Consider the following 25042-nt stretch of genomic DNA (forward strand, 5'->3'; position numbering starts at 1 on the left):
GAAACCTGCGAAATGAAGAGCATTATTAATTTTTCTTTGAACAATAAATTCGCCATCTGGATCCTGACGGTCATCGTCGCCGCTGCCGGCCTGTACAGCGGACTGGTGATGAAGCAGGAGACGATTCCGAACATCAACATCCCGTTCCTTAGCGTGACCGCCGTCTATCCGGGAGCGGCGCCGGAAGGCGTCGTGAAGGATGTTACCATCCCGCTGGAACAGCGCCTGCAGAACGTGGACGGGGTCAAGAACGTCTCCTCCACGTCCATGGAGAACGCAGCCAACATCGCCATGGAATTCGATTACGGCACGGACCTGGATCAGGCCACGGCTGCTGTTCGGGAAGCGCTCAACGAAGTGACGCTGCCTGACGGCGCCCAGAAGCCGACGATCTCCAAGTTCAGCCTGAGCTCGTTTCCGGTCGTATCCCTCAGTGCATCCGACAGCTCGAGCGACCTGGAGGGTCTGACCAAAAACATTGAGAACGAAGTCGTGCCTGAACTGGAGAAAATTCCGGGCGTCGCTTCGGTCTCCGTATCCGGACAATATGTGAAGGATGTCCAGCTGACATTTAATAAAGAGAAGATGGCTCAGCTCGGCCTGTCCGAAGATACCGTCAAGGGCATCGTTCAAGGCTCTTCCGTACGGGTTCCGCTCGGTCTGTTCAATCTGGAGCAGTCCTCCAAAGCGGTTGTCGTGGACGGCAATATTACGACGCTCGATGATTTGAAAAATCTGACGATCCCCGTCACGCCGGGAGCGGGCAGTGCGCAAGGACAGAGCGGCAATGCCGGCGCGGCCGGACAAGGTGCCGGCGCAGCAGGCGCAGGCAACGCTGCCGGTGCACCGGGAGGCAATGCCGGGGGAGCTGCGGCTTCCGTCCAAGGCGGCCAAGCCGGCGTTCCGACCGGCATTCCGACGGTGAAGCTCAGCGATATCGCCGACATCAAGGTGGTCGGCAGCGCGGAGTCGGTGTCCCGCACGAACGGCAAGGCCTCGATCGGCCTGCAGATCGTCAAGGACAATGACGCCAATACGGTGGACGTAGTCAATGCCGTGAAGGACAAAGCCAAAGACCTCGAAGGCCAGTTCAAAGGCATGGAGCTTACGGTGCTGCTCGACCAGGGCAAACCGATCGAAGACTCCGTGGCGACGATGCTGGATAAAGCGGTCTTCGGCGCGCTCTTTGCCGTCATTATCATTCTGATCTTCCTGCGGAACATTCGCTCCACGATCATCTCGATCCTGTCGATTCCGCTGTCGCTGCTGATCGCCCTGCTGATTCTGTGGCGGCTCGATATTACGCTCAACATGATGACGCTCGGCGCGATGACCGTCGCGATCGGCCGCGTCGTCGACGACTCCATCGTCGTCATCGAGAACATTTACCGCCGCTTGACCAGCAGCGGAGAGAAGCTTCGCGGACGCGAACTGATCCGCGAAGCGACGCGCGAAATGTTCGTTCCGATCCTGTCCTCGACGATCGTAACGATCGCGGTCTTCCTGCCGCTGGCATTCGTCACCGGCATGGTCGGCGAGCTGTTCCTGCCGTTTGCGCTCACGATGGTGTTCGCTCTGCTGGCTTCCCTGCTCGTAGCGATCACACTCGTGCCGATGCTGGCACACAGCTTGTTCAAGAAGGGCATCAAAGCCTCCAAGCAGCATGATCACGACAAGCCGGGCCGGATGGCCCGCGGCTATCAGCGGATTCTGAACTGGGCCTTGTCCCACAAACTGATCACGTTCGGATCGGCGGTCATTCTGCTCGTGGCGAGCTTCTTCCTGACACCGCTGATCGGCACCAGCTTCCTGCCGGACCAGGAAGACAAATACGTAATGGTGACCTACTCTCCGGAACCTGGCGCTCAGCTGGAAACCGTAGAGAAGCGTGCACTTGAGGCTGAGAAATATATTCTGAGCCAGCCGAACATTGACAAGATGCAGTACTCCGTCGGTGGCAGCGGCAATCCGCTGGCCGGAGGCTCGTCGTCCAACTCAGGTCTGTTCTATGTAGAGTACAACAAAGATACGAAAGACTTCGAGGACGTGAAGAAGAACCTCGTAGAAGGTTTGAAGAAACAAGTGTCCACCGGAGAATGGAACGTTATGGACATGTCCGGCGGCATGGGCGGAAGCTCGCTCAGCGTCAGCGTCTACGGCAACAGCCTGGACGATATCAAGCCGGTCTCCGAGCAAATCCTGAAACTGGTGCAAGCGGACACGGAAGATTTTGAAAAGGCAAAATCTAGCCTTACCAAAGCGTACGACCAATACACGATCGTAGCGGATCAGCAAAAGCTCAGCTCGATGGGCTTGACGGCCGGCCAAATCGCTATGAAGCTGAGCCCGGTCCGCGAGCGTCCGGTGCTGACCGAAGTGACGGTCGACAACAAAGACTACAAAGTTTATATCGAAACCGACAACAAGGAATACAAGAGCATCAACGACATTGAGAACGAAACGGTTCAGTCGCCGCTGGGCATGAACGTTCCGATTAAAGACGTTGCCAAAGTGGAAAAAGGCACGTCGCCGGATACGATCACCCGCAACGACGGCAAAATGGTCGTGGATGTTTCGGCCAACATCGTCACCTCCAACGTCGGCAAGGCTTCTTCGGACCTGCAAAAGGAAATCGACAAGATCGATTTGCCGGACGGCGTTGAAGTTAAATTCGGCGGCACCACCGAGCAGATCAACGATACGTTCACTCAGCTCGGCCTGGCCATGGCTGCGGCGATTGCCATCGTCTACTTCGTGCTCGTCGTGACCTTCGGCGGCGGCCTGGCGCCGTTTGCGATCCTGTTCTCCCTGCCGTTTACGATCATTGGCGGACTTGTCGGCCTCTGGATCGGCGGAGAGACGCTGAACGTATCCGCCCTGATGGGTGCCCTGATGCTGATCGGTATCGTCGTTACCAACGCGATCGTCCTGATCGACCGGGTTATTCACAAGGAACGCGAAGGCTTGTCGACGCGCGAAGCGCTGCTGGAAGCCGGAGCCACCCGTCTCCGTCCGATTCTGATGACGGCGCTCGCCACCATCGGCGCCCTGCTGCCGCTCGTATCGGGACTGGAGAACAGTGCCGGCATCATCTCCAGAGGTCTCGGCATCACGGTTATCGGCGGTTTGGTCAGCTCCACGCTGCTGACGCTGGTTATCGTACCGGTTGTGTATGAGTTCCTGATGAAATTCCGCAAACCGAAACTAGAAGATTAATTCTTCTAAAACAAAAGGACGTGCTTCTTTCCCTGAAAGGGAAAAAGCACGTCCTTTTTCTATGTCGCTTCGGCTTGCCCCGAAACCTAACCCATACATAAAATCTGATTATACAGGCAAATTACAAAAATCCTGTTTTAAGAAAGACCCGTCATGGCACGCTTGTAGTCTGCCGGTTCATTCATATTATAGAAGACCTTGTCCGCACCGGGCCCCAGCTCTTGGACCAGCTCCTCTTCGGAGACATAGCGCACCTTCAGCTGATCCAGCCATCCCGTCAGGCGCAGCTGGCCGGATGATAAGCACAGCTCCAAGGACGGCATGACGCTGCAATGATAGGCGGCCAGCAGCGGTTGAATGCGCCCTCCCGATACCGGGACGATGGCCTGCAAGCCGTCCTCATCCTCCGGAGCCGCTAACGCTTCTCCTGCCTTCCGTGCCAGAAGATGAAAGACCTCTTTCGTTACAAAAGGCAAATCACAAGCCGTAACGATGCTCCAAGGCGTGGCTGCAGCATGCAGTCCGGCATCCAGCCCTGACAGGGGACCCTGCCCCGGATAACGGTCATGAACCACTTCCTTGCCCAGGAACGCATATTTTTCGTCATCATTGGCCGAAATGAGGATGCTTGAAGCAGCCGGCGACATCATGCGGATGACCCGCTCGATCACCGCTTCACCGTTCACGCTCAGCAATGCTTTATCGGTACCCATTCGGCTGGATCGGCCCCCGGCCAGCAGGATTCCGGTCATATTCATCATCGTTCGTCTCATCTCCCCTCCGTTACATGCGCTTGTAGGCAACTTAGGTCCTATTTTTCATACATTTAAAGTACGGCCAAATAAATTATGGTTTAATTCTCAAAAGTTGGTTTGTATCCCTTTTCAACAAATGATAAAGTGGGATTGGCAGTCTTTAAAACGCCGCTTACGATATGGAATGAACAGAAGAATTTCAAATTTCGCGCACGAAACGGATCATCGGAAGATTACAACGCAGAACTTCAGTTCAATCTATATATTAGCAAACGGCCGGAAAGGAATGTGCTAGCGTGCAGGAAAACGTAAGCAAGCCGTCTTCGTTAACGTCGCTTAAGGCGTTCAACTTTTTAATCTACGGCACCATGGTGATATTCACCAGCTATTTTCAATTATACCTGCAGGATGCGGGAATGAACAAACTGGAAATCGGCAGCCTGATGGCACTGGGGCCGCTGATCTCCCTGCTGGCCAATCCGGTCTGGACGTTTGCCAGTGAACGCCTGCAGGATACCAAGCGCAGTCTGCTTCTCATGATGGCGGGTACCCTGCTGCTGACTCAATTTGTGTTTCATGCCGATACGTTTACGATGATTTATGTAGCCATGATGCTATTTTTCTTCTTTCAAAGCCCGATGTTTGCGCAGAGCAACACGCTGATTCTCGGCTATATTCCGGATCAGCCGCACCGGTTCGGCGCGTTCCGGATGTGGGGCTCCATCGGCTGGGCGGTGACGGCGGTGGCGGCCGGCCTCTTCCTCGACCGGATCGGAATTTCCCGCCTTTCCTTTGTATTTACGGGAATTCTCGTCCTGGCGATCGTGTCCGTCCTGCTCCTGCCTCCGCTCAAACGGACTTCCGAGACGCCGCCGATGCGCCTTCGGGGCTTCGGCAAATTTGCGGCGAACCGTTATTTTATCGCTTTTATCGTTCTGGGGATGGCCGTTTCCGTCCCGACCTTCATGAACAATACGTTTATGTCGCTCTACATAACGGAACTGGGAGGATCGAAAACGGTCGTGGGACTGGCCGTCTTCCTGTCATCCATTCTGGAGATCGGCGTGCTGATTCTGTTCAATCGATATCTAAGGCGTAAATTATCCACGCTTGTGGGATGCCTCTCCTTGGTGAGTCTTCTGTTCGTCCTGCGCTGGCAGCTGATGGCCGGCGCCACGCACCCGGTCGAAATCGCCGTGATTCAGATCCTGCACAGCATCACCTTCGGCGGTTTCTTCTTTGTCGGAACCCAGGTGGTCCGCCTGTTGACGCCGGCTCCCTTCCGCGGACCCGCTCAGGCGCTATACACGCTCACTTGGGGCGGCATCTCCGGCATGATCGGCAGCCTGGCCGGCGGCTGGCTGTTCCAAAACTTCGGCGGCGCGGCCATGTACAAGATTGGCGAGATGCTGGCACTCATCGGCGCTGCCGGCTTCGGGATTATGTGGTACTGGATTCGCGTGCAGCATCATACCCATGCGGATACTGCCGGAGCCGCAACCGGGCCTGCCGGCGATGATGATACACCGTTCTAAAGAAGCTGGATCCGATCTACCGGGCCAGTCTGGAACATAAGAGAACTAAAGCAAGCTAAGCCTAAATGAAAAGCCAGCCGCTGGATGATTTGCATCTGCGGCTGGCTTTTTAATGATATCATTCGATCGCTCCCGGTCCTACGCATTGGTTCCTGCACCGCTCCCGCCTTATTTCGGCAGTTGAAAGGAGCTCTTCAGGGAAACGACCAAGTTAAATACCGGTTGTCCGGGTGCCGAATACTTCGAATCCACGTTAAAATATCCGTGCCGGAAAAACTGGAACTTGTCCTGCGGCTGGGCATTCTTCATGTCCGCTTCCACAAAGCCGTGCAGCACTTCTAGGGAGTTCGGATTGATTTCGTCCAGGAAGCTTTTCACCGGCGTTTCGCCTTCGTTCTCCTCGGCTGGGGCATCCGTCTCTTCCGCCTTGATCAGCGGCTCGTACAGGCGGAACTCGGCCGGTACGGCATGCGAAGCTTCTACCCAGTGAATCGTCCCCTTGACCTTGCGGCCGGTAAAGCCGGTGCCGCTCTTCGTCTCCGGATCATAGGTGCAGTGAATTTCCGTCACCTGGCCGTTCTCGTCCTTCACGAAGTCATGGCATTTAATGAAATAGGCATTCTTCAGCCGAACCTCATTGCCCGGGAACAGACGGAAATATTTGTTAGGCGGGTTCTCCATGAAGTCGTCCTGCTCGATGTAAATCTCGCGCGAGAACGGGATTTGCCTCGTGCCCATGTCCGGATTTTCGGTATTGTTCTCTGCTTCGAGCCACTCCACCTGGCCTTCCGGATAGTTGGTGATGACCACCTTCAGCGGCCGCAGCACCGCCATCGTCCGCGGAGCCTTCAGCTTGAGGTCCTCGCGGATGAAATGCTCCAGCATTTGCAGGTCTACCAGGCCCTGGCTCTTCGAGATGCCGGTCTCGTACACGAAATTCCGGATCGCTTCCGGCGTGTAGCCGCGGCGGCGAAGTCCGGAAATCGTCGGCATGCGCGGATCGTCCCAGCCGTCGACGATGTTCTCGTCCACGAGCAGCTTCAGCTTCCGCTTACTGGTCAGCGTCTGCGCCAAATTCAGGCGGCCGAATTCGTATTGATGCGGTGTGCTCTCCATTTCGCATTCCTGGATGACCCAATCATAGAACGGGCGCTGATCCTCGAACTCCAGCGAGCAGAGGGAGTGCGTCACGCCTTCGATGGCGTCCTCCACCGGATGGGCGAAGGCATACATCGGATAAATGCACCAATTGTCCCCCGTGTTGTGATGCGTAGCGTGCGCGATCCGGTAAATGACCGGGTCCCGCAGGTTGATGTTCGGGGAGCTCATGTCGATCTTGGCGCGAAGCACCTTCTCCCCATCCTTGAACTCGCCGCTGCGCATCTTCTGGAACAGCTCGAGGTTCTCTTCCACGCTTCGGTCGCGGTAAGGGCTGTTCTGCCCTGGCTCGGTCAGCGTGCCGCGCGTCTCGCGGATTTGGTCGGCCGTCTGATCGTCGACGTACGCCTTGCCTTTTTTAATCAAAAGCACCGCGCGGTTGTACATCTCATCAAAATAGTCCGATGCATAACGCTTCTCCGCCCATTCATATCCAAGCCATTTCACGTCTTCTTCAATGGATCTGACGTACTCCACGTCTTCCTTCAGCGGGTTCGTATCGTCAAAGCGCAGGTTCGTCGCGCCGTCGAATTCGCCGGCCAGCGCGAAATTGATCCAGATCGCCTTGGCGTGCCCAATATGCAAATAGCCGTTCGGTTCCGGAGGAAAGCGGGTGACCACTTTCTGAACCTTGCCCGACTTCAGGTCTTCCGTTATGACATTTTTAATAAAATTGGAGGGAGTGCTTGGTTTCTCCACAGTTATCAACCTTTCATCCATAAAGTCTTCTCTACAGATAGACTTCGTCCATCTTATTCTCTGTATAAAGCTCGTTTCATATAAATATACCTGTAATGCCGGGAGAGTTCAATCATTCGCGCCTCTCTCCCCTTTTACGTGATCGCGAAGCCTTCTACATCCTTCCCCAATCCAGGGATAAACATGAAAATTGGGGCTAATACCATTTTGACGCCATTTGAGGAATAAGGTAGCATGGAAATAAAAGCCGAAAGGGGCCTAAAAACATATGCGATCGATGAAGCTGACGAAAGAACAGCGGGACCAGGCGATTCAGCAGATCCAGCAGTTTTTCGAGAATGAACGCGGGGAAGCGATCGGTGAGCTGGGAGCGGACGGTGTGCTGGACTTCTTCATGTCGCACATCGCTCCGCATGTGTACAACCAGGCGCTGAGCGACTGCCGCCATGTGGTCAGCCAGAGAATGATATCCCTGGAAGACGATATATACGCATTGGAACAAAAGGCTAAACCGTCCCGTTAAGTAAGAGGGGAGAAGTGAAAACACATGGTTGGTTACATCTATAAGCTGGCCGCCAATTTCGCCGATCTTGGGAAAAGAAAGAGGGATTCACTGATGTTTACATACGCACTTGATGACCAAATTGAGCTCAGGCCCCTGGCGCTGCAGCATGCCCGCCCGCTGTTTCACTTGACCGACCGGTCCCGCGACCGGCTGCGCGAATGGCTCCCTTGGGTGGATGCCATCCGCGAAGTGGAGCATACGGCCAATTTTGTGAAAAACGCCATTAAGCAGGGGGCCGAAAACGGCGGCATTACCGCCGGCATTTGGGTAAACGATGAAATCGCCGGTCTGATCAGCTACCATCAGATCGACTGGAACAACCGCTCCGTCAGCATCGGCTACTGGCTGGGCAAGGAATTTGAAGGCAATGGCATCATGACCAGCGCCTGCCGGACCTTCGTCGATTATGCCTTGATGGACTTGGATCTCAACCGGGTCGAGATCCGCTGTGCAACGGGCAACAACCGCAGCCGCGCGATCCCCGAACGGCTGGGGTTCGTTCTCGAGGGAATCGTCCGCGAGGCGGAGAAGCTGCCCCAAGGTTACGTAAATCACGCCGTCTATGGGATGGTGCAAAGCGAATGGAAGCTGATTCGATAGCCCGTTTTGAAACCCCTTCCCCCAAAACAGACAAAATGCCGCCGCTCCTGGCCCAACGGACAGGAAGCGGCGGCATTTTGCGGTACGATGCAGCGATCACTTCAGCGATGTCAAGACGTGCCACCGCTGATAAACTGGGCTGTCGGCGGCCTAGCCGAAGCATGTCCGGTTAAGCCAGCCAATTACTAAATTGCTCCTTCACATTAGGAGCGAGAGCTTCCACTTGAAGCATCCGGGCGATCTCGTCCCGATCCGCCCGTTTGCGGCCCAGCGCCAGCTGGCGTAAAACCGCAGCCACCGTCGTCACGCCGTCCGGGTGAGATTCACGCTTGACGATGGACGATTGGCTGTCCAGCATCCCTTCCTGGAGCACGCGGAGATAAAACCCGCTGTACCCGGTATCCAGCACCCGTGCCGGGAAGTCGGTCACCCCATGCTTGCTGGCGATTTTGAAGCAGGGAAATCGCGGCTGGGCGACCTGCATGACCGTCCCGCCGATTTCATAAATATCGCCGATGCAAACCTCTTCTTCCAGCAGACCGGAAACGGTCAAATTCTCGCCAAAGGCCGGGCACTCCATCGAAATACCCAGCTCCCGCTCCCAATATGCGTAATGCTCCACAGGATAGACGCACACGGCCTTGTCCGGTCCGCCATGATTTTTCAAGTCGGCTTGGCCGTCCCCGTCCATCTGCGTGCGTCCGACGAACACTTCTCCTTCTATCGGGCGCTTATGTATACCGGTCGTGAGCGGTTTGCCCATATACTCTACCGTCATCGGCTTGCCGACGTTAACCGATACGATCCGGTAAGCGGTATCTACCTGATTCATTGCGGCTTCCCTCCAAATTGACCATCATGCTTCCATCATAGCAGATGGGGGTGTGCCGGGACAAAAGAATCTTACAGGGGCTGAGATGCCCCTTAGAGAGCCTGTACCAACCCGCCATCAATGACAAGGGTTGTTCCGGTAATATAGGTGTTGGCACCCGATAACAGGAACACGACGCCCTTGGCGAATTCCTCAGGCGTTCCGTACCGTCCGAGCGGAATTTCGCTCTGGGACTGCTCCATGATCTCTTCCGCGCTGACACCCTTCGCTTCCGCATTCGATTCGTTCAGCTGGATGATCCGGTCGGTCTCGATCCGCCCCGGAGCCACCGTGTTCACCAAAATTCCGTATTGAGCCAGTTCCTGGGACAAAGACTTGCTCATGCCGGCTACGCCGTTGCGGAAGGTATTGGACAAAATGAGGCCCGGAATCGGCTGCTTGATCGAGGTGGACGTCAAATTGACGACATGCCCGCCGAGGTCCTTCATATGCGGGAGCACCTCCCGGATCATCCGGACATAGCTGAGCAGGTTCAGCTGGAAGGCCTTCTCCCAGTCTTCGTCCGTCAGCATTTCGAAAGTTCCCGGAGACGGACCTCCTCCGTTATTGACCAATATATCGATGCGGCCGAATTTTTCGGCCGTATAACGCACCATTGCTTCCACTTCATGCGGAATCGTAATGTCCGCCGCATAATATTCCACCACGCCGCTGCCGAGCTTCTGCAGCTCCTGCTGTACCGCCTCCAGCTTGCCGTCGCTGCGGCTGACCAGCATGACATCGGCTCCTTCTCGCACCAGTTCAGCGGCGATCGCTTTGCCCAGTCCTTGACTGGATGCAATGACAAGCGCTTTTTTACCCTCAAGATGAAGATCCATTCTCTTATGACCCCTCTTCTAAAAATTCTGCTATACCCTTATAAACTGATCATTCGGGGATGAAACCATTCGAATTCTTGAATGCTGCTGATGACAACCGGATAATCATATTATAAAAAGGAACCTCCACCGAGTGAAAGTCCCTTTTGTACCGTTTTATATCGGGCAGATTGACTAATTATGCACAAAAAATGTAATATCATGGAATTTTCTAGGACGGATAGCCCCATAGCCCCATTAGGGGCGTGCCAGAAAGCAGCCCATCAAAATATCATCGACATCACGGCCGCTGATACAAAATTCCCGTTCCAGGCAGCCCTCCTGCACAAATCCGCACTTGCGGTAAAAGGCGATGGCCCCGGGATTGGAGGACAGAACACGCAGTCTCAGCTTCCTCTTCCCTTGCCCCTGCGCCCATTGCTTTCCGGCCTCGATCAGCCTGGATCCGATCCCCTCCTGCTGATAATCGGGATGAACCGCAATGTTGATTTCACAAACATGGCTGTTGCTGGAAAGCCCCGTAGCCGGACGGAATCCGATGTATCCGCACAGCACGCCGTCCACCACGGCCACCAACTGGGAACCCGGCGGGCAATGACGCAGATAATCTTCCCGGGAGGCCCAGCGGAGCGGCTCCGGAGCGGTCAACTCGTTCCACACGAGGGCGTCGATATCCATCAGCGCCTGAGCGTCCCTCATTTCAGAGAGGCGGATGGTCAAAACACGATGTTCGGATCGCATAACAGCTTCACCTCGATTGATTATAAACTAGGACTTGGTTTGGGGTTCTCAAGTCACCGTCAGCTTCCGAAGGATTCGGCCAGCTCCATCTCCGCCTGCCGGTTGCGCACCGCATGCGTCACAAAGAACACGACCGACAGCACCGCTACCCCAATCGCCAGCCAGGTCACCGGCATCAGTCCTCCGTTGTCGTATAGTATTCCCATAACATATGGTCCTGCCATTCTTCCGACAGCCCCCATCCCCCCGGTTAAACCGATGTAGAACGGAGCCGCCTTATAGGCATGATCGGAAATAAAGGCTGGTATCGCCGGCGAAATCAGCATCTCTCCGAGCGTCGCCAAAACCATGGCCATGACCATGCCCGGATAATTGTGCAGACCTGCAAAGACGAGGTAAGCCGCCAGGTAAAAGAGGCCGCTGGCCGTAATCTGGGCCGACGAGGTCCGCGCGAACCAGCGTTTGATCAAGTTCGTCAGCGGCTGGGCGACAAAGATAAGAATGCCGTTCATCGTCCACAGGAAGCCGTAGGCCCGCTTCGGCATGCCCTCCGAAATGATGAACGGGGAAACGCCCGTGTTCCAGATCGAGTTCCCCAGCCAGAGGAACAGAGAGCCGATGCCGATGAACAGGTAAACCCTCTTATTGCAAAGCAGGGACCATGTGCCGTCGGCATGTTCGGGCTTGTCCTTTTTCTGCAGATGAACCGGTCCCTGCTCCTTGTCGAGCCGGCCCAGATAATTCAGGAAAAACATCGCGAAGACCGCAGAAGTGACCCCGTTCAGAACAAAGGTCAGGTCGTAGGACAGATCCGCAAGGAATCCGCTCAGCGCCGTTCCCAGGGCAACGCCGATGTTGTTGGCGACATACACGACGTTAAACAGCTCGCCCCGCCGGTCGGCAAAGCGGTAGCCGATGAACGCTTGAATCGCCGGCATGGACACGGCGTTGCAGAAGCCGATAAAGCCCATCAGAACCATATATAGGTACCAATACGGGCTGATGAAAGGCAGGGCGAACAGCCCCAGCGCATTCAGGCCGAGTGATCCGACGATGAGCCGCTTCACCCCGACCCGGTGGTACAGCGCGCCGCCGAGCAGCTGACCGATGATACCGCCCAGCGCCTGGATCATGATGACCAGGCCGGCGTCGGCCATCGAGTGGCCCAGCTTTTCAAACACATACATGGTCGTGAGCGGCCACATCAGCGACCCGCCCGCAGAGTTGATCAGGCTGGCCGCCAAAAATATTTGAACTTCCCTTGGATAGGATTGCAAAAATTTCATTGTAGGAATCTCCTGTGCAGCTGTGTGTGATGAACCCGGGCAATATGCCCAGCTTCAGATCCGGCAGACAACGGACAAAAAAAGAAAGCCCCAGGGGGCTCTCCGGCAGGCGCCAGCCAAGCGTAGAGCCGGCTGACGGCTGTAGCAATCTATCGTTATGTCCACCGTCCCACATGACAGTATCTATCATATTGTGTCATCCCGCAATGACCTTCACTGACGCTTTACTTCGACAGTGGTTGAGAAGAAGGTGGCTCCGCCGCCCATGTCGGCCAGGCGGTCTGGCGTCAAGGCGTTCGCCCGCTGCCTGCGGCCGCCCTTATCCCACCACAATCCCTGGCTTACGACAGTGCCGGGAAGCATTTTATCCGTTACCATGGCCTTCAGCTCATACCGTCCCCGCTCGTTGTAGACGCAGACGGGATCCCCATCGGCAATACCGCGTGCGGCGGCGTCCTCCGGATGGATCTGCAGCGCCGGCTCCTTCTCCAGCCGCTGATGCTTCTCCACGTTGGCGAAGGTGGAGTTCAGGAAGTTATGGTTTGGCGGCGAAATGAACATGAGCGGGAAGCTCTCCCCTGCCGCTGGGCGGCGCTGCCCGTCGTAGCCTTCCTTGAGCGGGACATACTCCGGCAGCGGCGGCAGTCCCGCCTGCTTCATCGCTTCGGAATACAGCTCGATTTTCCCGGAAGGGGTCGGCAGCCGGTCCAAATAGTGCTGCTTCGGCGTCATGTCGAGCTTCACGAAGCGCTGTTCCTTCAGCGACTCCAGGGTTACTCCGTTCAAATAAGGATTGTCCGGATAATTCAGCGCCTCCTCGATCATCTGCTCCTCCGTCTGGGAGAAGGCCTCTTCATCGAAGCCCATCGCCCGGCCCAGCAGGGAGAACAGCTCCACGTTGCTCTTGCTCTCGCCGAGGGCGGGAATCACCGGCTCCTGGATCTGAACATATTGATGCCAGTAAGACCCGAACAAGTCCGTGCTTTCAAAGGATGAGGTCGCCGGCAGAATGATATCGGCGTATTTCGCCGTATCGGTCATAAACAGGTCATGCACGACCGTAAACAGGTCCTCCCGGGCAAATCCGGCCTGAACCCGTGCCGTATCCGGCGCGACGACCAGCGGGTTGCTGCAGTAGACAAGCAGTGCCTTGATCGGCTGCTCCGTCATGGCCAGCGCTTCACCGATCCGGTTCATGTTGATGCTGCGTGCCTCCGGGTTCGGCCGCAAATCCGGCCGCTCCAGCGCTTCGCTGTTCATCGCATTATAGCCGCCGTTGGACTTGGCCGCCCCGCCGCCCCGCTTCAGCCAGTGGCCGGTCAGGGCCGACAAGCAGGCGATGCTGCGGATATTCATGCCGCCGTTGTCATGATGCTGCAGGCCGTTGCCGATGTGGATGTAGGCAGACTCCGCCTCCCCGTACATGCGGGCCAGCTTCTCGATATCCTCCTCCGGAATGCCCGTAATCTGGGATACGCGCGCCGGGGTGTACGATTTCACATGCTCCCGCAGCTCTTCATGGCCGACGGTGTACTTTGCCATGAACCCGCCGTCCGTCAGCCCATCGCGGAACAGGATGTGCATCATGCCCAGTGCGAGCGCCGTATCCGTTCCCGGATACAGCGGAACAAACCAGTCGGCCCACTGTCCCGTACGGTTGCGGTGCACGTCGATCACGACCACCTTGGCCCCGCGCTTGCGGGCTCTCTCCGCGATCACGACTTGATGCATGTTCGTGCTGATGATGTTGCCGCCCCAGACCAGAATCAGGTCGGCATATTCGGTATCCTCCGGCGTTGTCCCGCCGCCGAAGCCCATCGTATATTTCCAGCCGGCGCCGCCGGCGGAGTTGCATATCGTTTGGTCCAAACGGCTTGTACCCAGCGCGTTGAGGAAACGCCGGTCCATGCCATCGACGCTGAGAATGCCCATATTGCCGTAAAAGCTGTAGGGCAGTATCGCTTCGGAGCCATGCTCCGCGATAATCCCCCGAAAGCGCTGCGTAATTTCCGTCACCGCTTCGTCCCAGGTGATCCGTTCAAACCGGCCTTCCCCTTTGGGCCCCGTCCGCTTCATCGGATACAGAATCCGATCCGGATGATAAACCCGCTCCGTCATATTTCGTACCTTGTTGCAGATCGCACCCTGAGTGATCGGGTGATCCGGGTTGCCGGTCACTTTGACGATTTTACCGTTCTCCTTGTGCAGCAGCAGGCCGCAGGTATCTGGGCAATCCAGCGGGCACACCGCAGGAAAAACGCCGTTTTCTTGCTCGATCATCTCCCGCTCCATCTCCCTCTATATGATGTCTGTATATGCTTGTATTTCTATCTTAAAGCGAGTCGGGGAAATCCGCAAAAGAAAAATGAGGACTTCTGTTTCACGCCCATGCCCGCCGGGTATAAAAAGAACAGGAGCATAGAGTGGACGAACCGCGTTCGCCTGCCTGCTATGCCATATATCATGGACCACTCCCAACCGAATTCGCCAGGTCGACGTTTCGTTCCCCCGGACGTTGACCTGGCGAATTTGTTTATTTTTGGAATCCTATCGGAATCTGTGTTCCCGCCCCCGACATCGGGGTAATCATTCGGTAGAGGTGATCAACGATGACAACCGTTTTTGTGGCAGGCGCAAACGGGCAAACCGGGCGCAGAATCGTATCGAAGCTGGTTGAAGCAGGCTATGACGTGAGAGGCCTGGTCCGTAAAGAGGACCACCTCAGGGATTTGGAATCCGCCGGAGCCAAGGGTTACCTTGGGGACTTGTCGGGGACATTCTCCGACGGCATGAAAGGAGCGGACATCGTCGTTTGTGCCGCAGGAGCCGGCGCCTCGGGGGATCCGGAACATGTAGATCATGTCGGAACCGTTCGGCTCATTGAGCAGAGCGTGCTGGAGCAAATCCCACGGTTTGTGCTGATCAGCTCCATGGGCACGAAGGATCCGGACGCCATGCCTTCTTTTCTGAAGCCCTTCCTGATGGCCAAACGCAAGGCCGAGACCATCCTGGAAGAAAGCGGACTCAACTATACGATTATCCGCCCGGGTGGATTGACGAACGACCCTGGCAAAGGCAAGGTGCATGCCGCTACGCAGCTGCAGCGGCACGGCCGGGTATCCAGGGATGATGTGGCCGCGGCTGCCCTCGTATCGCTGCAAACCCGGCAGACCCATTATCAGTCGTTCGATCTGCTTGAAGGCGATATTCCGGTAGAGGAAGCCTTGACGGAATTGAACGGTGGCGTTCGGCAGTAACCGTTATCATCGCACCAATTCCGGGTGGCGAAGGAGAACTCAAAAAGGTCTGTCCCGTTATCGGGACAGACCTTTTTGTCAAAACATTATCGTTTCGTATCGCTTGCGGATGATGTCCAGCAGCGTTACAGTAACTCGCGAATGGCTTCTGTCATAGCCTCCGGCGACTCCTTCGGCTCAAAGCGGGCAACCACCTCTCCCTGTTGGTTCACCAGGAACTTCGTAAAGTTCCATTGAATCTCGCCGTCTTCGGCCGGGCCCGGCTGCTGCTTTTTCAAGTATTGAAAGAGCGGATGAGCCCCTTCCCCATTCACTTCCACTTTGGCGAACACCGGGAATTGAACCCCGTAATTCAACTGGCAGAACGATGCGGCTTCTTCACTGGTTCCCGGCTCCTGTCCTCCGAACTGGTTGCAGGGAAATCCAAGGATTTCAAGCCCCTGTGCCTTGAACTGGTCATACAGCTTCTGCAGGTCGCCATACTGCGGCGTTAATCCGCATTGGCTGGCCGTATTGGCGATGACCAGCACTTTGCCTTCATAATCCTGGAGGGACACTTCTTGACCTGAAGTTTTGGCTGCTGTGAATTGGTATACGGACATGTGATTACCCCTTTCTATCATTCATATAGAATTGGCATTCTGCTGCTATTTGCCCCGATGCTTGGCTGTGTTTTTACGATCCACTTTCCATGATACTCCAATGTGGCCACGATGCAAGTCCGACCCCAAGCGAATCAAAAGGGGCGGAGAACAGCTACATATCGGCATGCGGCGGTTCATATACTTACCTGTAGCTGAAGGCGTGATTACTGTTGAAAAGGAGCCTTACGCATGAATCATTCATCTGATCGACCGGAGGCGGGCAGTCGGATCCCCCAGCCGATCCGCGGCCGCGAAGGGGCGACCGACGAGGGCCCGCGCGACGTGCTTCGGGATATGGAGAATCCCGACATGCTCGTTCCACCGAAGACCGACAACGGTCTGATTCCCAATTTAAAATTTTCCTTCTCCGATACGCACATGCAGCTTAACGAAGGCGGATGGTCCAGAGAAGTGACGATTCGCGAGCTGCCCATCGCCACCACACTGGCCGGCGTCAACATGCGCCTCACCCCTGGCGGTCTGCGCGAGCTTCACTGGCACCAGCAGGCCGAGTGGTCCTTTATGCTGCTCGGCAGGGCACGCATTACGGCAGTGGACCAGAACGGCCGCAATTTCATTGCCGACGTGGGTCCCGGAGATCTGTGGTATTTTCCACCGGGCATTCCCCATTCCATCCAGGGGCTTGAGGAAGGCTGCGAATTTCTGCTCGTCTTTGACGACGGACATTTCTCCGATCTCAATACCCTCAGCATCTCCGACTGGTTCGCCCACACGCCCAAGGAGGTGCTCTCGGCCAATTTCGGCGTTCCGAAAAGCGCGTTTGCAAGCATCCCCCACGGCCAGGTTTACATCGAACAGGAACCCGTTCCCGGTCCGCTGGACAGCCAAAAGGTAACCTCACCCTACGGGGAGGTGCCCCAAACCTTTACGCACCGCCTGCTAGCGCAGCCCCCGATCATCACATCCGGCGGCAGCGTGCGGATCGTGGATTCTTCCAATTTCCCGATCTCGCGCACCGTGGCAGCAGCACTGGTGGAAATCAAACCCGGCGCAATGCGGGAGATGCACTGGCACCCGAATCAGGACGAATGGCAGTATTTCCTCACCGGGCAAGGCCGAATGACCGTATTCGCCGGTGGCGGCAAGGCCCGCACGTTCAACGTCCGCGCGGGAGACGTCGGCTATGTGCCGTTCGCCTTCGGACACTATATCCAGAATACCGGAACAGACAGCCTCTGGTTTCTGGAAATGTTCAAAAGCGACCGGTTTGCGGATGTTTCGCTGAACCAGTGGATGGCCTTGACGCCGCGGGCGCTGGTGGCGGAAAACCTGAACGTTGGATCTGATCTGCTGGATGCACTGCGTAAAGAGAAATCGCCGGTAGTCAAATTCCCCGGTTTCACCTATACGAAGCCAAAAGACGGCACCCCTGATGGGTAACATCCAGGGGGCCGTCTTTTTTTGAAAATATATGCTTCGGAGACTGGGCTTCCTTATATCGCAAGAAAAACTACCGCTATGTGTGGTCTGACTTCTATGAATGTACGTCGATCTACGTTTTTCCTTTTTCGCCCGTTCGTACCTTTATTGTCCGGCCGCGTCCGGCAGCCCGAAAGCTTCGGCGATCAGCCGGAAGGACTGCAGCTTGTCCTCAAAACGATGGGTAATGCTGGCGATCATGACTTCATCGGCGTTGTATTCCGCGCACAGCTCTTCAATCCTGCGCTTCACCTGCTGCGGGGAACCGACGACCATCCGCTTGCGGTTCTCCTCGATGCGGATCCGGTCATACTGCGTATACGGATATTCAAGCGCTTTTTCCACCGAGGGGGTCCCTGCGGACGAGCCGCCCTTTTCCAATAAAATGAGCGAAAGATCCATGCTGGATGCAATCCGGTTTGCTTCCTCCTCCGTCTCGGCACATACGGCAAAGATGGCCACCAGGGACTGGGGCTTGTCAAAAATAGCTGACGGCTGGAAGTGCTCTTGGTACCAGCGCATCACATCGCTGCCGCCGGAACCGTTGATAAACTGGGCGAAGGCAAAGCCGGTTCCCTGCATGGCGGCAATCCCGGCACTGCCTCCGCTGGAGCCAAGCAGCCACATTTCCGGAACCGTTTGTACCATCGGCGTAGCCAGAAGGCCCGCAAAAGGGTGTTCCGAACTCAGGGAATCCGTCAGATAAGCGATTAAATCGTCGATCTGATCGGCGTAGCGGTCCTCGCCGCGCATTTTCCCTTCCTGAAGGGCACGGGTGGCCAAAGGCATACCTCCCGGCGCACGTCCGAGTCCCAGGTCGATTCTGCCCGGATAGAGGCCTTCCAAGAGCCGGAAGTTCTCCGCCACCTTGTAAGAGCTGTAGTGAGGCAGCATCACTCCGCCCGATCCAACCCGGAGCGTCGACGTCTTCGCCGCCAGATGGGAGATCAGCACTTCCGGACTGGAGCCGGCCAGGTTCGGGGAAAAATGATGCTCCGACACCCAAAAACGGTGGTACTCGAGGCGTTCGGCTTCCTGAGCCATGGCCGCCGTCTGGGCCAGCGCTTCCACCGGATTGCTGCCCTCCGATATCGTCGATTGATCCAATATGCTAAGCTTGATCATTGCGCATCAAGACCTTTCTGCTTATGACTGTCTGCAGCCCGGGGCTGCAGCGGCATCCAACTTTTGGGTCGGCTGCCCCGTTATTATATCATGCGCTCGGTTGCTAAAAAAAAGGCAGCAGCTGTCCCCTATGGGGTAGCTGCTGCCTTGACCCGCGCAGGGCCGCCGTTATTTCCGGCGCCCGCGTCCTCCCGTGCTCCGGCCTCTGCCGCCGGGAGCGGATGGGCGGCCCGTGCCGCTCCGCTTGGCATCCCGGCCTCCGCGGGAACCGCCAGACGGCGCGCCGCGTTCCGCGCGTGCCGCTTGGCCCCGGCTGCTGCCAGCGCTGCGGCCGTCACGCTGTCCGGCCGCACCGGTGCGGGAGCGGCCGGCCCCTGCTCCGCCTATGCCGGCTTCGCTTCCGGCGTAGGCACCGCGCGCCCGCTTGGCCTCGCCGCGGGCGCCTCTGCCTTCACCGCCCGCGCGTGCGGGGCGGTCATCCCGATGCGGGCGGCCCTCTCCGCGCCCGCCGTCTCTGCCGCCGCGTCCGCGTTCGCCGCGCTCCGCATGGATGGCGCGCGCCTTGCCTCCCGCGGCGGTGATGCCGGCGCCCTTGTCATACCGGCGCCGTTCAATGTTGTACTGGATATGCTGCTCGATGCGCGCCAGCTCGCCTTTGTCTTTCTGGGCGGCCAAGGTGATGGCCATGCCCTTCTCCCCGGCCCGGCCCGTGCGACCGATCCGGTGGATGTAGCTCTCCACGTCATGCGGAATATCGTAGTTAAACACATGCGTGACGCCTTCCACGTCGAGCCCGCGGGCCGCCACATCCGTCGCGACCAGCAGCTGCAGCTTCGCCTCACGGAACCGCTTCATGACCGCTTCACGCTTCGCCTGAGACAGATCGCCATGCAGCTCATCCGAGTTATAGCCCTTCTCGAGCAAAGCCTCGTTGAGCGTCGACGCCCGCCGCTTGGTGCGGCAAAAAATGATCGCCAGGAACGGACGGTACGTGTCGATCATGGACATCAGCGCTTCCTGCTTGGTCCGGTCCGTCACTTCCACAACGATCTGCCGGATATGGTCCAGCGGCACCGGCGATTTCTCCCCTTTGATCACCACGTCCTGGGCGTCCCGGGTATAAGCTGCCGCTAGTCGCTTAACCTCGGCAGGCATCGTGGCCGAGAACAGCATCGTCTGGCGCTTGTAAGGCAGCGCCTGAATCAGCGTCTCAACCTCGTCCAGGAAGCCCATGTGCAGCATTTGGTCGGCTTCGTCCAGCACGAGCATTTTGACGCGTCCGAGCTCCAGCGTGCCGCGCCGGAGGTGGTCCAGCAGCCTGCCCGGCGTACCGATGATCAGCTGACGTCCCCCTTCCAGCTTCCGCAGCTGCTTCTCGACGTCCTGTCCGCCGTATACGGCCAGAATCCGGATATCAGTCCCTGCTGCAAGCTTTCGTGCTTCCTCGGTAATCTGCAGCGCCAGTTCGCGCGTGGGCGCAACGACAAGCGCCTGCGGATACAGCTGCGTAGGGTCGATTTTTTGCAGTATCGGCAGCATAAAGGCCAGCGTCTTGCCGGTTCCTGTACGTGCTCTGGCGATCACGTCGCTCCCTGCGAGCAGGAGCGGGATCGTCTCCGCTTGTACCGGCGTCGGGATGGCAATGCCGTTCGCCCTCAATGTATTGACCAATGATTCGTTAACGCCCAAACTTGAAAACTTCAACAAAAATGCACCTCATTCATTAAGATCCGCCTCTGGCGGGATACAGTTGATTAAAACTTAGGGCCAATATCTTTCTTATCTCTTAAAAAGGAGGACCGTCCACGGACCCGTGCAGGGCCGCCGGACAGACCTCCCTTGATGGATTGTATGGAATCGCTTGAAGAACAATGGATGATCATGATGACAGCAATCTGGACAGCTAAAACCTGCCGGATTTGAATATGGAATACAGCAGCCACAGCACCATCAGCAGTGCCACGGCAAAGCCGGTTCCGATTACCGGGAAATGCCACAGCACCGAAGATTGCTGATTTAGGGAAGAACCAATGATTAGCCCGACCATAATGATGCTGAAGGCGAGCAGCACGATGCTGAAGGATAGGCGGTTGCTGATCTGGTCGAGCCTCCTCATCAGGGCCTCCATCTCCGGAACGCTGATCTCGACCTTCAGTTTGCCCTTGCTGATTAGCGAAGAAATCTGCCTTGCCTGGTCCGGCAGGTCAAACAGCGCCTCAGCCAGACCCGCCGCTCCGCCCAGCAGCTTCTTGCGCAGGTTGCGGGTGCTGAAGCGGTCCTTGATCAGCTTCCGTCCAAAAGGCTCCGCCATGTCGATGATGCTGAGCGAAGGGTCCAGCTTCTCGATGACCCCTTCCATCGTAAGCAGCGCCTTGCCGAGCAGCGTAAGATCGGGCGGAATCATGACTTTGTGGCGCTGAGCGACCGCGAATAGATCATTTAGCGCCTTACCCATGCTGATTTCGGAAAAAGGAATGTTATAGTATTGCTCCCGCAGACCGTCGAGGTCCCTGCGCAGCTCGCGGATGTCGCCGTCTTCGGGCAGCATACCGAGCCTCAGTACGGCGCGGACCATACTGTCGGTGTTTTTCCGCATCAGGGCGATGATCAGCGAAGACAGATGATCCTTCATCTCCTCGCTGAGCCGTCCCATCATGCCGAAATCCAGATAGGCGAGGCTGCCGTCCTTGCGCACGAGCAGGTTACCGGGATGCGGATCAGCGTGAAAAAAGCCCTCGATAAAAATCTGGTGCAGCATACTCTCCACGAGCTTCTCGGCGATTTCCTTCAAATCATAGCCCTTCGCCACAAGCTCCTCCTGATGGCTCAAAGAGATGCCCCGGATATATTCCATCGTCATGACGCGCGAGGAAGTATACTGCCAATATATTCGCGGGATGAACACGGTCTCATCGTTCTGAAACTGCAGGGCGATTTTCTCCGCGTTGCGGCCTTCCTGGGTGTAATCCAGCTCAGCCCGCATGGAGCTCGCAAACTCTTCCACTAAGCGGGCGATCTGATACTGCTTGACCCACACCCAGCGCTTCTCCGCCATTGCGGTCAGATCCCTGAGAATTTCCAAGTCTCTGACCACCATCTGCAGGGCGCCCGGCCGCTGGACTTTGACTGCTACATCCTCGCCGGTTTTGAGCTTGCCGAGATGGACCTGTCCAATGGAAGCAGCCGCTACCGGAGATTCCTCAAACCAGGCGAAAATATCCTCGATGGCGTCGTCCAGTTCCTGCTCGATAATGCCCTTAGCCGACTCGGATGAGAAGGGCGGAACCTGATCCTGAAGCTTGATCAGCTCCCGAATGATCGGCTCCGGCAGCAGGTCCGACCGGGTGCTGGCCAGCTGCCCCAGCTTGACGAACGTCGGGCCCAGGTCTTCGAGAACAAGCCGGATCCGTTCCCCCAGCGTCTTGGTCGGTGGAGCTTCCTGGGTGATCCACCGTCTCGGAATGGACAGCATCTGGAACAGGCCCAGCTCCTCCACGATATAACCAAAGCCATGACGCATAAGCGCCATGGCGATTTCCCGGTAACGACCGGTATGTCTGATGCGCAGTGCCATCTTATTCCGCAGCCGGTCCGGAGCGTTCCGGTTCGGAGCGTTCCGCTTCGAGCTCCGCCACCCTCTTTTCCAGAGTTGCGATGCGCTGTTCCAGGCTGACGATATCATTGTCGGAAGGAACGTGAATGTCCGTCAAAACACGCCGAACCTGCTCCTGAATCCACGTTTTGAATTGGGACTGCTCTTCCTCGCCGCGTTCCACCAGCCGGTTGACCAGGTCTTTGGATTCGGACGGCGCCAGCTCACCCCTTTTGACCAGATCGTCCACGATCTTCTCGACTTTCTCTTTACTCACTATGGTAAGGCCCCATCCTAATGAAATTGCTTTTTTAAACAGATCACTCATGGTTATTCCTCCCAAAGCTATAGTCAATATATTATACCCCCAAATGATGGGTCATATAAACCCGGGGGGCCTAATCATCCCGGAAGATGTGCCGTCCACTGCGCGGCCTGCAGAATAAGCTTACGGATCTGCGGATGGAGGAATGTCGGCTCGTGATGCCCCGGCATCAGAAAAGCGACTCTCCCCATGCCGTACGTATGCTTCCAGGCGGCCGGATGCCACGTTCCTTCCAGTTCGTATTCCATCAGCACGGTTCTTTCGCCAAACGGGTCGAAATCGATCTGGTACGGCTCTTCATCCAGTTCAAAAGGCTCGATGCCTTCCGTGATCTGGTCCTCCGCGCTCACCCGAAATGACAGCGGCTGATATGGCGGATGACCGTTAAAACGGCCGCCGGACAGCTGGGCCAGCTCGGAGCGCCGGTTGCCGATGGACAGACCGTTGTGAATGACAAGCAGGCCGCCCCCCCGGCTCACATAAGACAGCAGGCCCGCTGTCTGCTGCGGGGAAACCTTCTCATCCCATAAGTCGAAATAGCATATGCAAAGGTCAAACGGCTTCAGATTCTCCTCAAGCAGCAAATTTTTGTTCTCGCTGCACTGAACCGAAATGACTTCGTTCAAAATATGGCTAATCTGTGCGTCCACCCCCTGCAAAGGGTGAAATTTCGGATGCGTGTAATCGCCGAGTAAAATACTCTTTTTCTTGTTCATTATGTTCCTCCTTGCTCGCTCTCGTTCCCTATAGCATTCCACACTTCCCGAAAAAAACCTTTAATTCCTTTCGCTTTCCGTGAAGGAAAAAAGGGATGCGGCCAGCCGCACCCCCCCTTCCGTATGGACATGTCTCTGTGTCAATTCCGAATAAAATACCGTCCCAGTTCCACCATCATGCTGCCCATCCGCTCATCCTCCTCCGGCGAGCAGATGCGCTCGATGCCTTCTTCCCGCAAGGCCTGGGCCGTAATTTTGCCGACGGCCGCCGCAACGACCGGCCCGGAGAAAGCCGATACCAGCTCCGGAAGCCTCCCCTTTGTCCGGGCGTACTCGACCAAGTTTCGCACCTGCGGGGCGCTGGTGAACGCGACGGCGTCGAGCTCCGCCGCCGTAATTTCGGCGAGCAGCCGCGACAGCTCCGCTTCCTCCGGAGCAATATGCTGATACGGCAGCACTTCCCGCACCTCAGCTCCTTGTTCTTTCAGCCATTTCATCAGCTTCGGGGCCGGATCGCCGTGCAGCTGCAGAATGACCTCCGCCCCTTGAAAAGAATGAGACTCCAGTCCCCGGATCAGACCTGCAGTACTTCCGTCATCATCCCGAACGAGCGGGACAAGCCCTCTCTTTTTTAGAGCACCCACCGTCTTGTATCCGCGGGCAGCAATGGACGAGCCCTGCAGCACTTCCAGCAGCGCCGCGCCTGCGCCCATCTCCTCCGCCACCTGAGCGATGGCATCCAAACCCATGCCCGTCGTCAATATGACCCACGCGGGGGGAGTGGCGATCCAGGCCTTGATATCCTCGAGCAGCTTCACATCGTCAAGGAATACCGTTCCTTGGGCGGGACGAATCAGCGGAATGCCTCCCATGTTCTCCACGAGTTTGGCCATTTCGGCCGCTTTGCGGGGACCGGTTAACGCAATTTTTTTGCCTGCCAAATTCCGAGCCATGCATCCTTCTCCTCATCAGGGTTCATGGAACCCGTCACTGTTTATTAAACAGTATACTTGATATTCCAACTCAGGAGATGAAAAGATTCACAGGCTTTTGACGGCAGCGGCGTTCTGGCGCTTGGCCAGGCGGTGCCTTTTGCGCTGGTTATACAAGAATCGAACGACAAAAAAGGAAATGACGCCAAGCACCAGGCCGAACACCGACATGCCGATCAGCACGTGTAGTCCGCCCTGCAGCAGATGCTTGAATATGGTGAAGTCGCCGGACAGCAGGTTTCTCCAGGCATGCTCCTGGACCGGCAGATCCATCATTTTTTTCGGAAAAAACCATTCTCCGATTTTCTTGGCAAAAGGGAGGAGCACGATAGGAAGGAAAGTAAGCTTGCCGATCACATTGCCTATAATAGCAGCCGGAAGCGAGCCGCCGGCCAGTCTTACCGTAGGATAGAAAATCAAATACACCAAGGACCCGGTGGAAATAACGATCATCTCAAGCCCGAACCCAAGCGCGAATCCGAGCGACACCTTACGCGCTCCGCCCGGGGAGCGGAACAGCTTGATCATGTTCAGCTTGATTTTCCGGTAAAACTTATGAAAAATGTTGTACTTTTTTGATTTGGTTGTCATGTAATCACCCTTCAGGTTTGCCTAGCAGGCAGGACATCCCTTCAGCCGTATGCTTCAGGGCCGCCCGTTGCTTCTATTGTATCACTTTTATGCCC

The 25042-nt window shown here is 56.5% G+C and carries 21 protein-coding genes; 6 read left to right on the forward strand and 15 right to left on the reverse strand.

Annotated features, from left to right (window positions below; genetic code table 11):
* Positions 1-12 precede the first annotated feature (12 nt).
* Positions 13-3216 carry an efflux RND transporter permease subunit gene (locus CJP46_RS20615; RefSeq protein WP_094597516.1) on the forward strand — a complete coding sequence of 1068 codons (3204 nt, stop codon included), beginning with the start codon at positions 13-15 and terminating at the stop codon, positions 3214-3216.
* 137 nt (positions 3217-3353) lie between these two features.
* On the opposite strand, the gene mobA is transcribed toward CJP46_RS20615, so the two are convergent.
* Positions 3354-3989 carry a molybdenum cofactor guanylyltransferase gene (gene mobA, locus CJP46_RS20620; RefSeq protein ID WP_094597517.1) on the reverse strand — a complete coding sequence of 212 codons (636 nt, stop codon included), beginning with the start codon at positions 3987-3989 and terminating at the stop codon, positions 3354-3356.
* 278 nt (positions 3990-4267) lie between these two features.
* Between mobA and CJP46_RS20625 the strand changes: the two genes are divergently transcribed.
* A complete protein-coding gene (locus tag CJP46_RS20625) occupies positions 4268-5506 on the forward strand; it encodes an MFS transporter (RefSeq protein ID WP_094597518.1) in 1239 nt (412 codons plus the stop codon).
* A 168-nt stretch (positions 5507-5674) separates the two neighbouring features.
* Here CJP46_RS20625 and CJP46_RS20630 read toward each other — a convergent pair whose 3' ends face one another.
* On the reverse strand, positions 5675-7363 hold the full coding sequence (locus tag CJP46_RS20630; RefSeq protein WP_179281250.1) for a glutamine--tRNA ligase/YqeY domain fusion protein: 1689 nt from the start codon (positions 7361-7363) through the stop codon (positions 5675-5677).
* A 268-nt stretch (positions 7364-7631) separates the two neighbouring features.
* Here CJP46_RS20630 and CJP46_RS20635 point away from each other — a divergent pair, with 268 nt between their 5' ends.
* Together CJP46_RS20635 and CJP46_RS20640 are read left to right on the forward strand one after the other, a co-directional pair.
* Positions 7632-7886 (forward strand): DUF2164 domain-containing protein, encoded by a 255-nt coding sequence (locus CJP46_RS20635; protein ID WP_094597520.1) that lies wholly within the window; start codon positions 7632-7634, stop codon positions 7884-7886.
* A gap of 93 nt (positions 7887-7979) precedes the next feature.
* Positions 7980-8528, forward strand: a complete 549-nt coding sequence (locus CJP46_RS20640) for a GNAT family N-acetyltransferase (RefSeq protein WP_094597852.1) — start codon at positions 7980-7982, stop codon at positions 8526-8528.
* 169 nt (positions 8529-8697) lie between these two features.
* Here the strand turns inward: CJP46_RS20640 and CJP46_RS20645 are convergent, their stop codons facing one another.
* The 5 genes from CJP46_RS20645 to CJP46_RS20665 form a co-directional block, all read right to left on the reverse strand.
* Positions 8698-9360: an MOSC domain-containing protein gene (locus CJP46_RS20645; protein WP_094597521.1), complete on the reverse strand. Its 663-nt coding sequence runs from the start codon at positions 9358-9360 to the stop codon at positions 8698-8700.
* A gap of 92 nt (positions 9361-9452) precedes the next feature.
* Positions 9453-10238: an SDR family oxidoreductase gene (locus CJP46_RS20650; protein WP_094597522.1), complete on the reverse strand. Its 786-nt coding sequence runs from the start codon at positions 10236-10238 to the stop codon at positions 9453-9455.
* Positions 10239-10475: 237 nt separating this feature from the next.
* The gene (locus tag CJP46_RS20655) at positions 10476-10979 is read right to left on the reverse strand and encodes a GNAT family N-acetyltransferase (RefSeq protein WP_094597523.1); all 504 of its coding nucleotides are present in this window, start codon (positions 10977-10979) and stop codon (positions 10476-10478) included.
* A 59-nt stretch (positions 10980-11038) separates the two neighbouring features.
* Positions 11039-12265 (reverse strand): MFS transporter, encoded by a 1227-nt coding sequence (locus CJP46_RS20660; RefSeq protein WP_094597524.1) that lies wholly within the window; start codon positions 12263-12265, stop codon positions 11039-11041.
* 213 nt (positions 12266-12478) lie between these two features.
* Positions 12479-14545 carry a molybdopterin-containing oxidoreductase family protein gene (locus tag CJP46_RS20665; RefSeq protein WP_094597525.1) on the reverse strand — a complete coding sequence of 689 codons (2067 nt, stop codon included), beginning with the start codon at positions 14543-14545 and terminating at the stop codon, positions 12479-12481.
* Positions 14546-14874: 329 nt separating this feature from the next.
* Between CJP46_RS20665 and CJP46_RS20670 the strand changes: the two genes are divergently transcribed.
* On the forward strand, positions 14875-15522 hold the full coding sequence (locus CJP46_RS20670; protein ID WP_094597526.1) for an SDR family oxidoreductase: 648 nt from the start codon (positions 14875-14877) through the stop codon (positions 15520-15522).
* A gap of 125 nt (positions 15523-15647) precedes the next feature.
* Here CJP46_RS20670 and CJP46_RS20675 read toward each other — a convergent pair whose 3' ends face one another.
* The gene (locus tag CJP46_RS20675) at positions 15648-16124 is read right to left on the reverse strand and encodes a glutathione peroxidase (RefSeq protein WP_094597527.1); all 477 of its coding nucleotides are present in this window, start codon (positions 16122-16124) and stop codon (positions 15648-15650) included.
* Between the two features lie 231 nt (positions 16125-16355).
* On the opposite strand from CJP46_RS20675, the gene CJP46_RS20680 reads away from it, so the two are divergent.
* Positions 16356-17567, forward strand: a complete 1212-nt coding sequence (locus tag CJP46_RS20680) for an oxalate decarboxylase family bicupin (RefSeq protein ID WP_094597528.1) — start codon at positions 16356-16358, stop codon at positions 17565-17567.
* A gap of 144 nt (positions 17568-17711) precedes the next feature.
* Here CJP46_RS20680 and CJP46_RS20685 read toward each other — a convergent pair whose 3' ends face one another.
* The 7 genes from CJP46_RS20685 to CJP46_RS20715 all read right to left on the reverse strand — a co-directional run bounded on the left by CJP46_RS20685 (position 17712) and on the right by CJP46_RS20715 (position 24947).
* Complete coding sequence (locus CJP46_RS20685) at positions 17712-18731, reverse strand: LLM class flavin-dependent oxidoreductase (protein WP_094597529.1); 1020 nt, start codon at positions 18729-18731, stop codon at positions 17712-17714.
* 168 nt (positions 18732-18899) lie between these two features.
* Entirely contained in the window at positions 18900-20438 is a 1539-nt protein-coding gene (locus CJP46_RS20690) for a DEAD/DEAH box helicase (protein WP_094597530.1), read from the reverse strand.
* A 196-nt stretch (positions 20439-20634) separates the two neighbouring features.
* On the reverse strand, positions 20635-22305 hold the full coding sequence (locus tag CJP46_RS20695; protein ID WP_094597531.1) for an ABC1 kinase family protein: 1671 nt from the start codon (positions 22303-22305) through the stop codon (positions 20635-20637).
* Position 22306: 1 nt separating this feature from the next.
* A complete protein-coding gene (locus tag CJP46_RS20700; RefSeq protein WP_094597532.1) occupies positions 22307-22651 on the reverse strand; it encodes a phasin family protein in 345 nt (114 codons plus the stop codon).
* A 74-nt stretch (positions 22652-22725) separates the two neighbouring features.
* The gene (locus CJP46_RS20705) at positions 22726-23364 is read right to left on the reverse strand and encodes a ThuA domain-containing protein (protein ID WP_094597533.1); all 639 of its coding nucleotides are present in this window, start codon (positions 23362-23364) and stop codon (positions 22726-22728) included.
* A 140-nt stretch (positions 23365-23504) separates the two neighbouring features.
* Entirely contained in the window at positions 23505-24317 is an 813-nt protein-coding gene (locus CJP46_RS20710) for a uroporphyrinogen-III synthase (protein ID WP_094597534.1), read from the reverse strand.
* Between the two features lie 87 nt (positions 24318-24404).
* The gene (locus CJP46_RS20715; protein ID WP_094597535.1) at positions 24405-24947 is read right to left on the reverse strand and encodes a DUF2062 domain-containing protein; all 543 of its coding nucleotides are present in this window, start codon (positions 24945-24947) and stop codon (positions 24405-24407) included.
* Positions 24948-25042: the final 95 nt, after the last annotated feature.

Source organism: Paenibacillus sp. XY044 (assembly GCF_002257645.1).
Lineage (GTDB): Bacteria > Bacillota > Bacilli > Paenibacillales > Paenibacillaceae > Paenibacillus_AQ.

Coding starts and splice junctions, on each gene's coding strand:
- CJP46_RS20665 (WP_094597525.1), bottom strand. CDS start 14,545: ATGATCGAGCAAGAAAACGGCGTTTTTCCTGCGGTGTGCCCGCTGGAT.
- CJP46_RS20635 (WP_094597520.1), top strand. CDS start 7,632: ATGCGATCGATGAAGCTGACGAAAGAACAGCGGGACCAGGCGATTCAG.
- CJP46_RS20715 (WP_094597535.1), bottom strand. CDS start 24,947: ATGACAACCAAATCAAAAAAGTACAACATTTTTCATAAGTTTTACCGG.
- CJP46_RS20695 (WP_094597531.1), bottom strand. CDS start 22,305: ATGGCACTGCGCATCAGACATACCGGTCGTTACCGGGAAATCGCCATG.
- CJP46_RS20710 (WP_094597534.1), bottom strand. CDS start 24,317: ATGGCTCGGAATTTGGCAGGCAAAAAAATTGCGTTAACCGGTCCCCGC.
- CJP46_RS20685 (WP_094597529.1), bottom strand. CDS start 18,731: ATGATCAAGCTTAGCATATTGGATCAATCGACGATATCGGAGGGCAGC.
- CJP46_RS20675 (WP_094597527.1), bottom strand. CDS start 16,124: ATGTCCGTATACCAATTCACAGCAGCCAAAACTTCAGGTCAAGAAGTG.
- CJP46_RS20645 (WP_094597521.1), bottom strand. CDS start 9,360: ATGAATCAGGTAGATACCGCTTACCGGATCGTATCGGTTAACGTCGGC.
- CJP46_RS20650 (WP_094597522.1), bottom strand. CDS start 10,238: ATGGATCTTCATCTTGAGGGTAAAAAAGCGCTTGTCATTGCATCCAGT.
- CJP46_RS20660 (WP_094597524.1), bottom strand. CDS start 12,265: ATGAAATTTTTGCAATCCTATCCAAGGGAAGTTCAAATATTTTTGGCG.
- CJP46_RS20615 (WP_094597516.1), top strand. CDS start 13: ATGAAGAGCATTATTAATTTTTCTTTGAACAATAAATTCGCCATCTGG.
- CJP46_RS20680 (WP_094597528.1), top strand. CDS start 16,356: ATGAATCATTCATCTGATCGACCGGAGGCGGGCAGTCGGATCCCCCAG.
- CJP46_RS20705 (WP_094597533.1), bottom strand. CDS start 23,364: ATGAACAAGAAAAAGAGTATTTTACTCGGCGATTACACGCATCCGAAA.
- mobA (WP_094597517.1), bottom strand. CDS start 3,989: ATGAGACGAACGATGATGAATATGACCGGAATCCTGCTGGCCGGGGGC.
- CJP46_RS20700 (WP_094597532.1), bottom strand. CDS start 22,651: ATGAGTGATCTGTTTAAAAAAGCAATTTCATTAGGATGGGGCCTTACC.
- CJP46_RS20670 (WP_094597526.1), top strand. CDS start 14,875: ATGACAACCGTTTTTGTGGCAGGCGCAAACGGGCAAACCGGGCGCAGA.
- CJP46_RS20640 (WP_094597852.1), top strand. CDS start 7,980: ATGTTTACATACGCACTTGATGACCAAATTGAGCTCAGGCCCCTGGCG.
- CJP46_RS20655 (WP_094597523.1), bottom strand. CDS start 10,979: ATGCGATCCGAACATCGTGTTTTGACCATCCGCCTCTCTGAAATGAGG.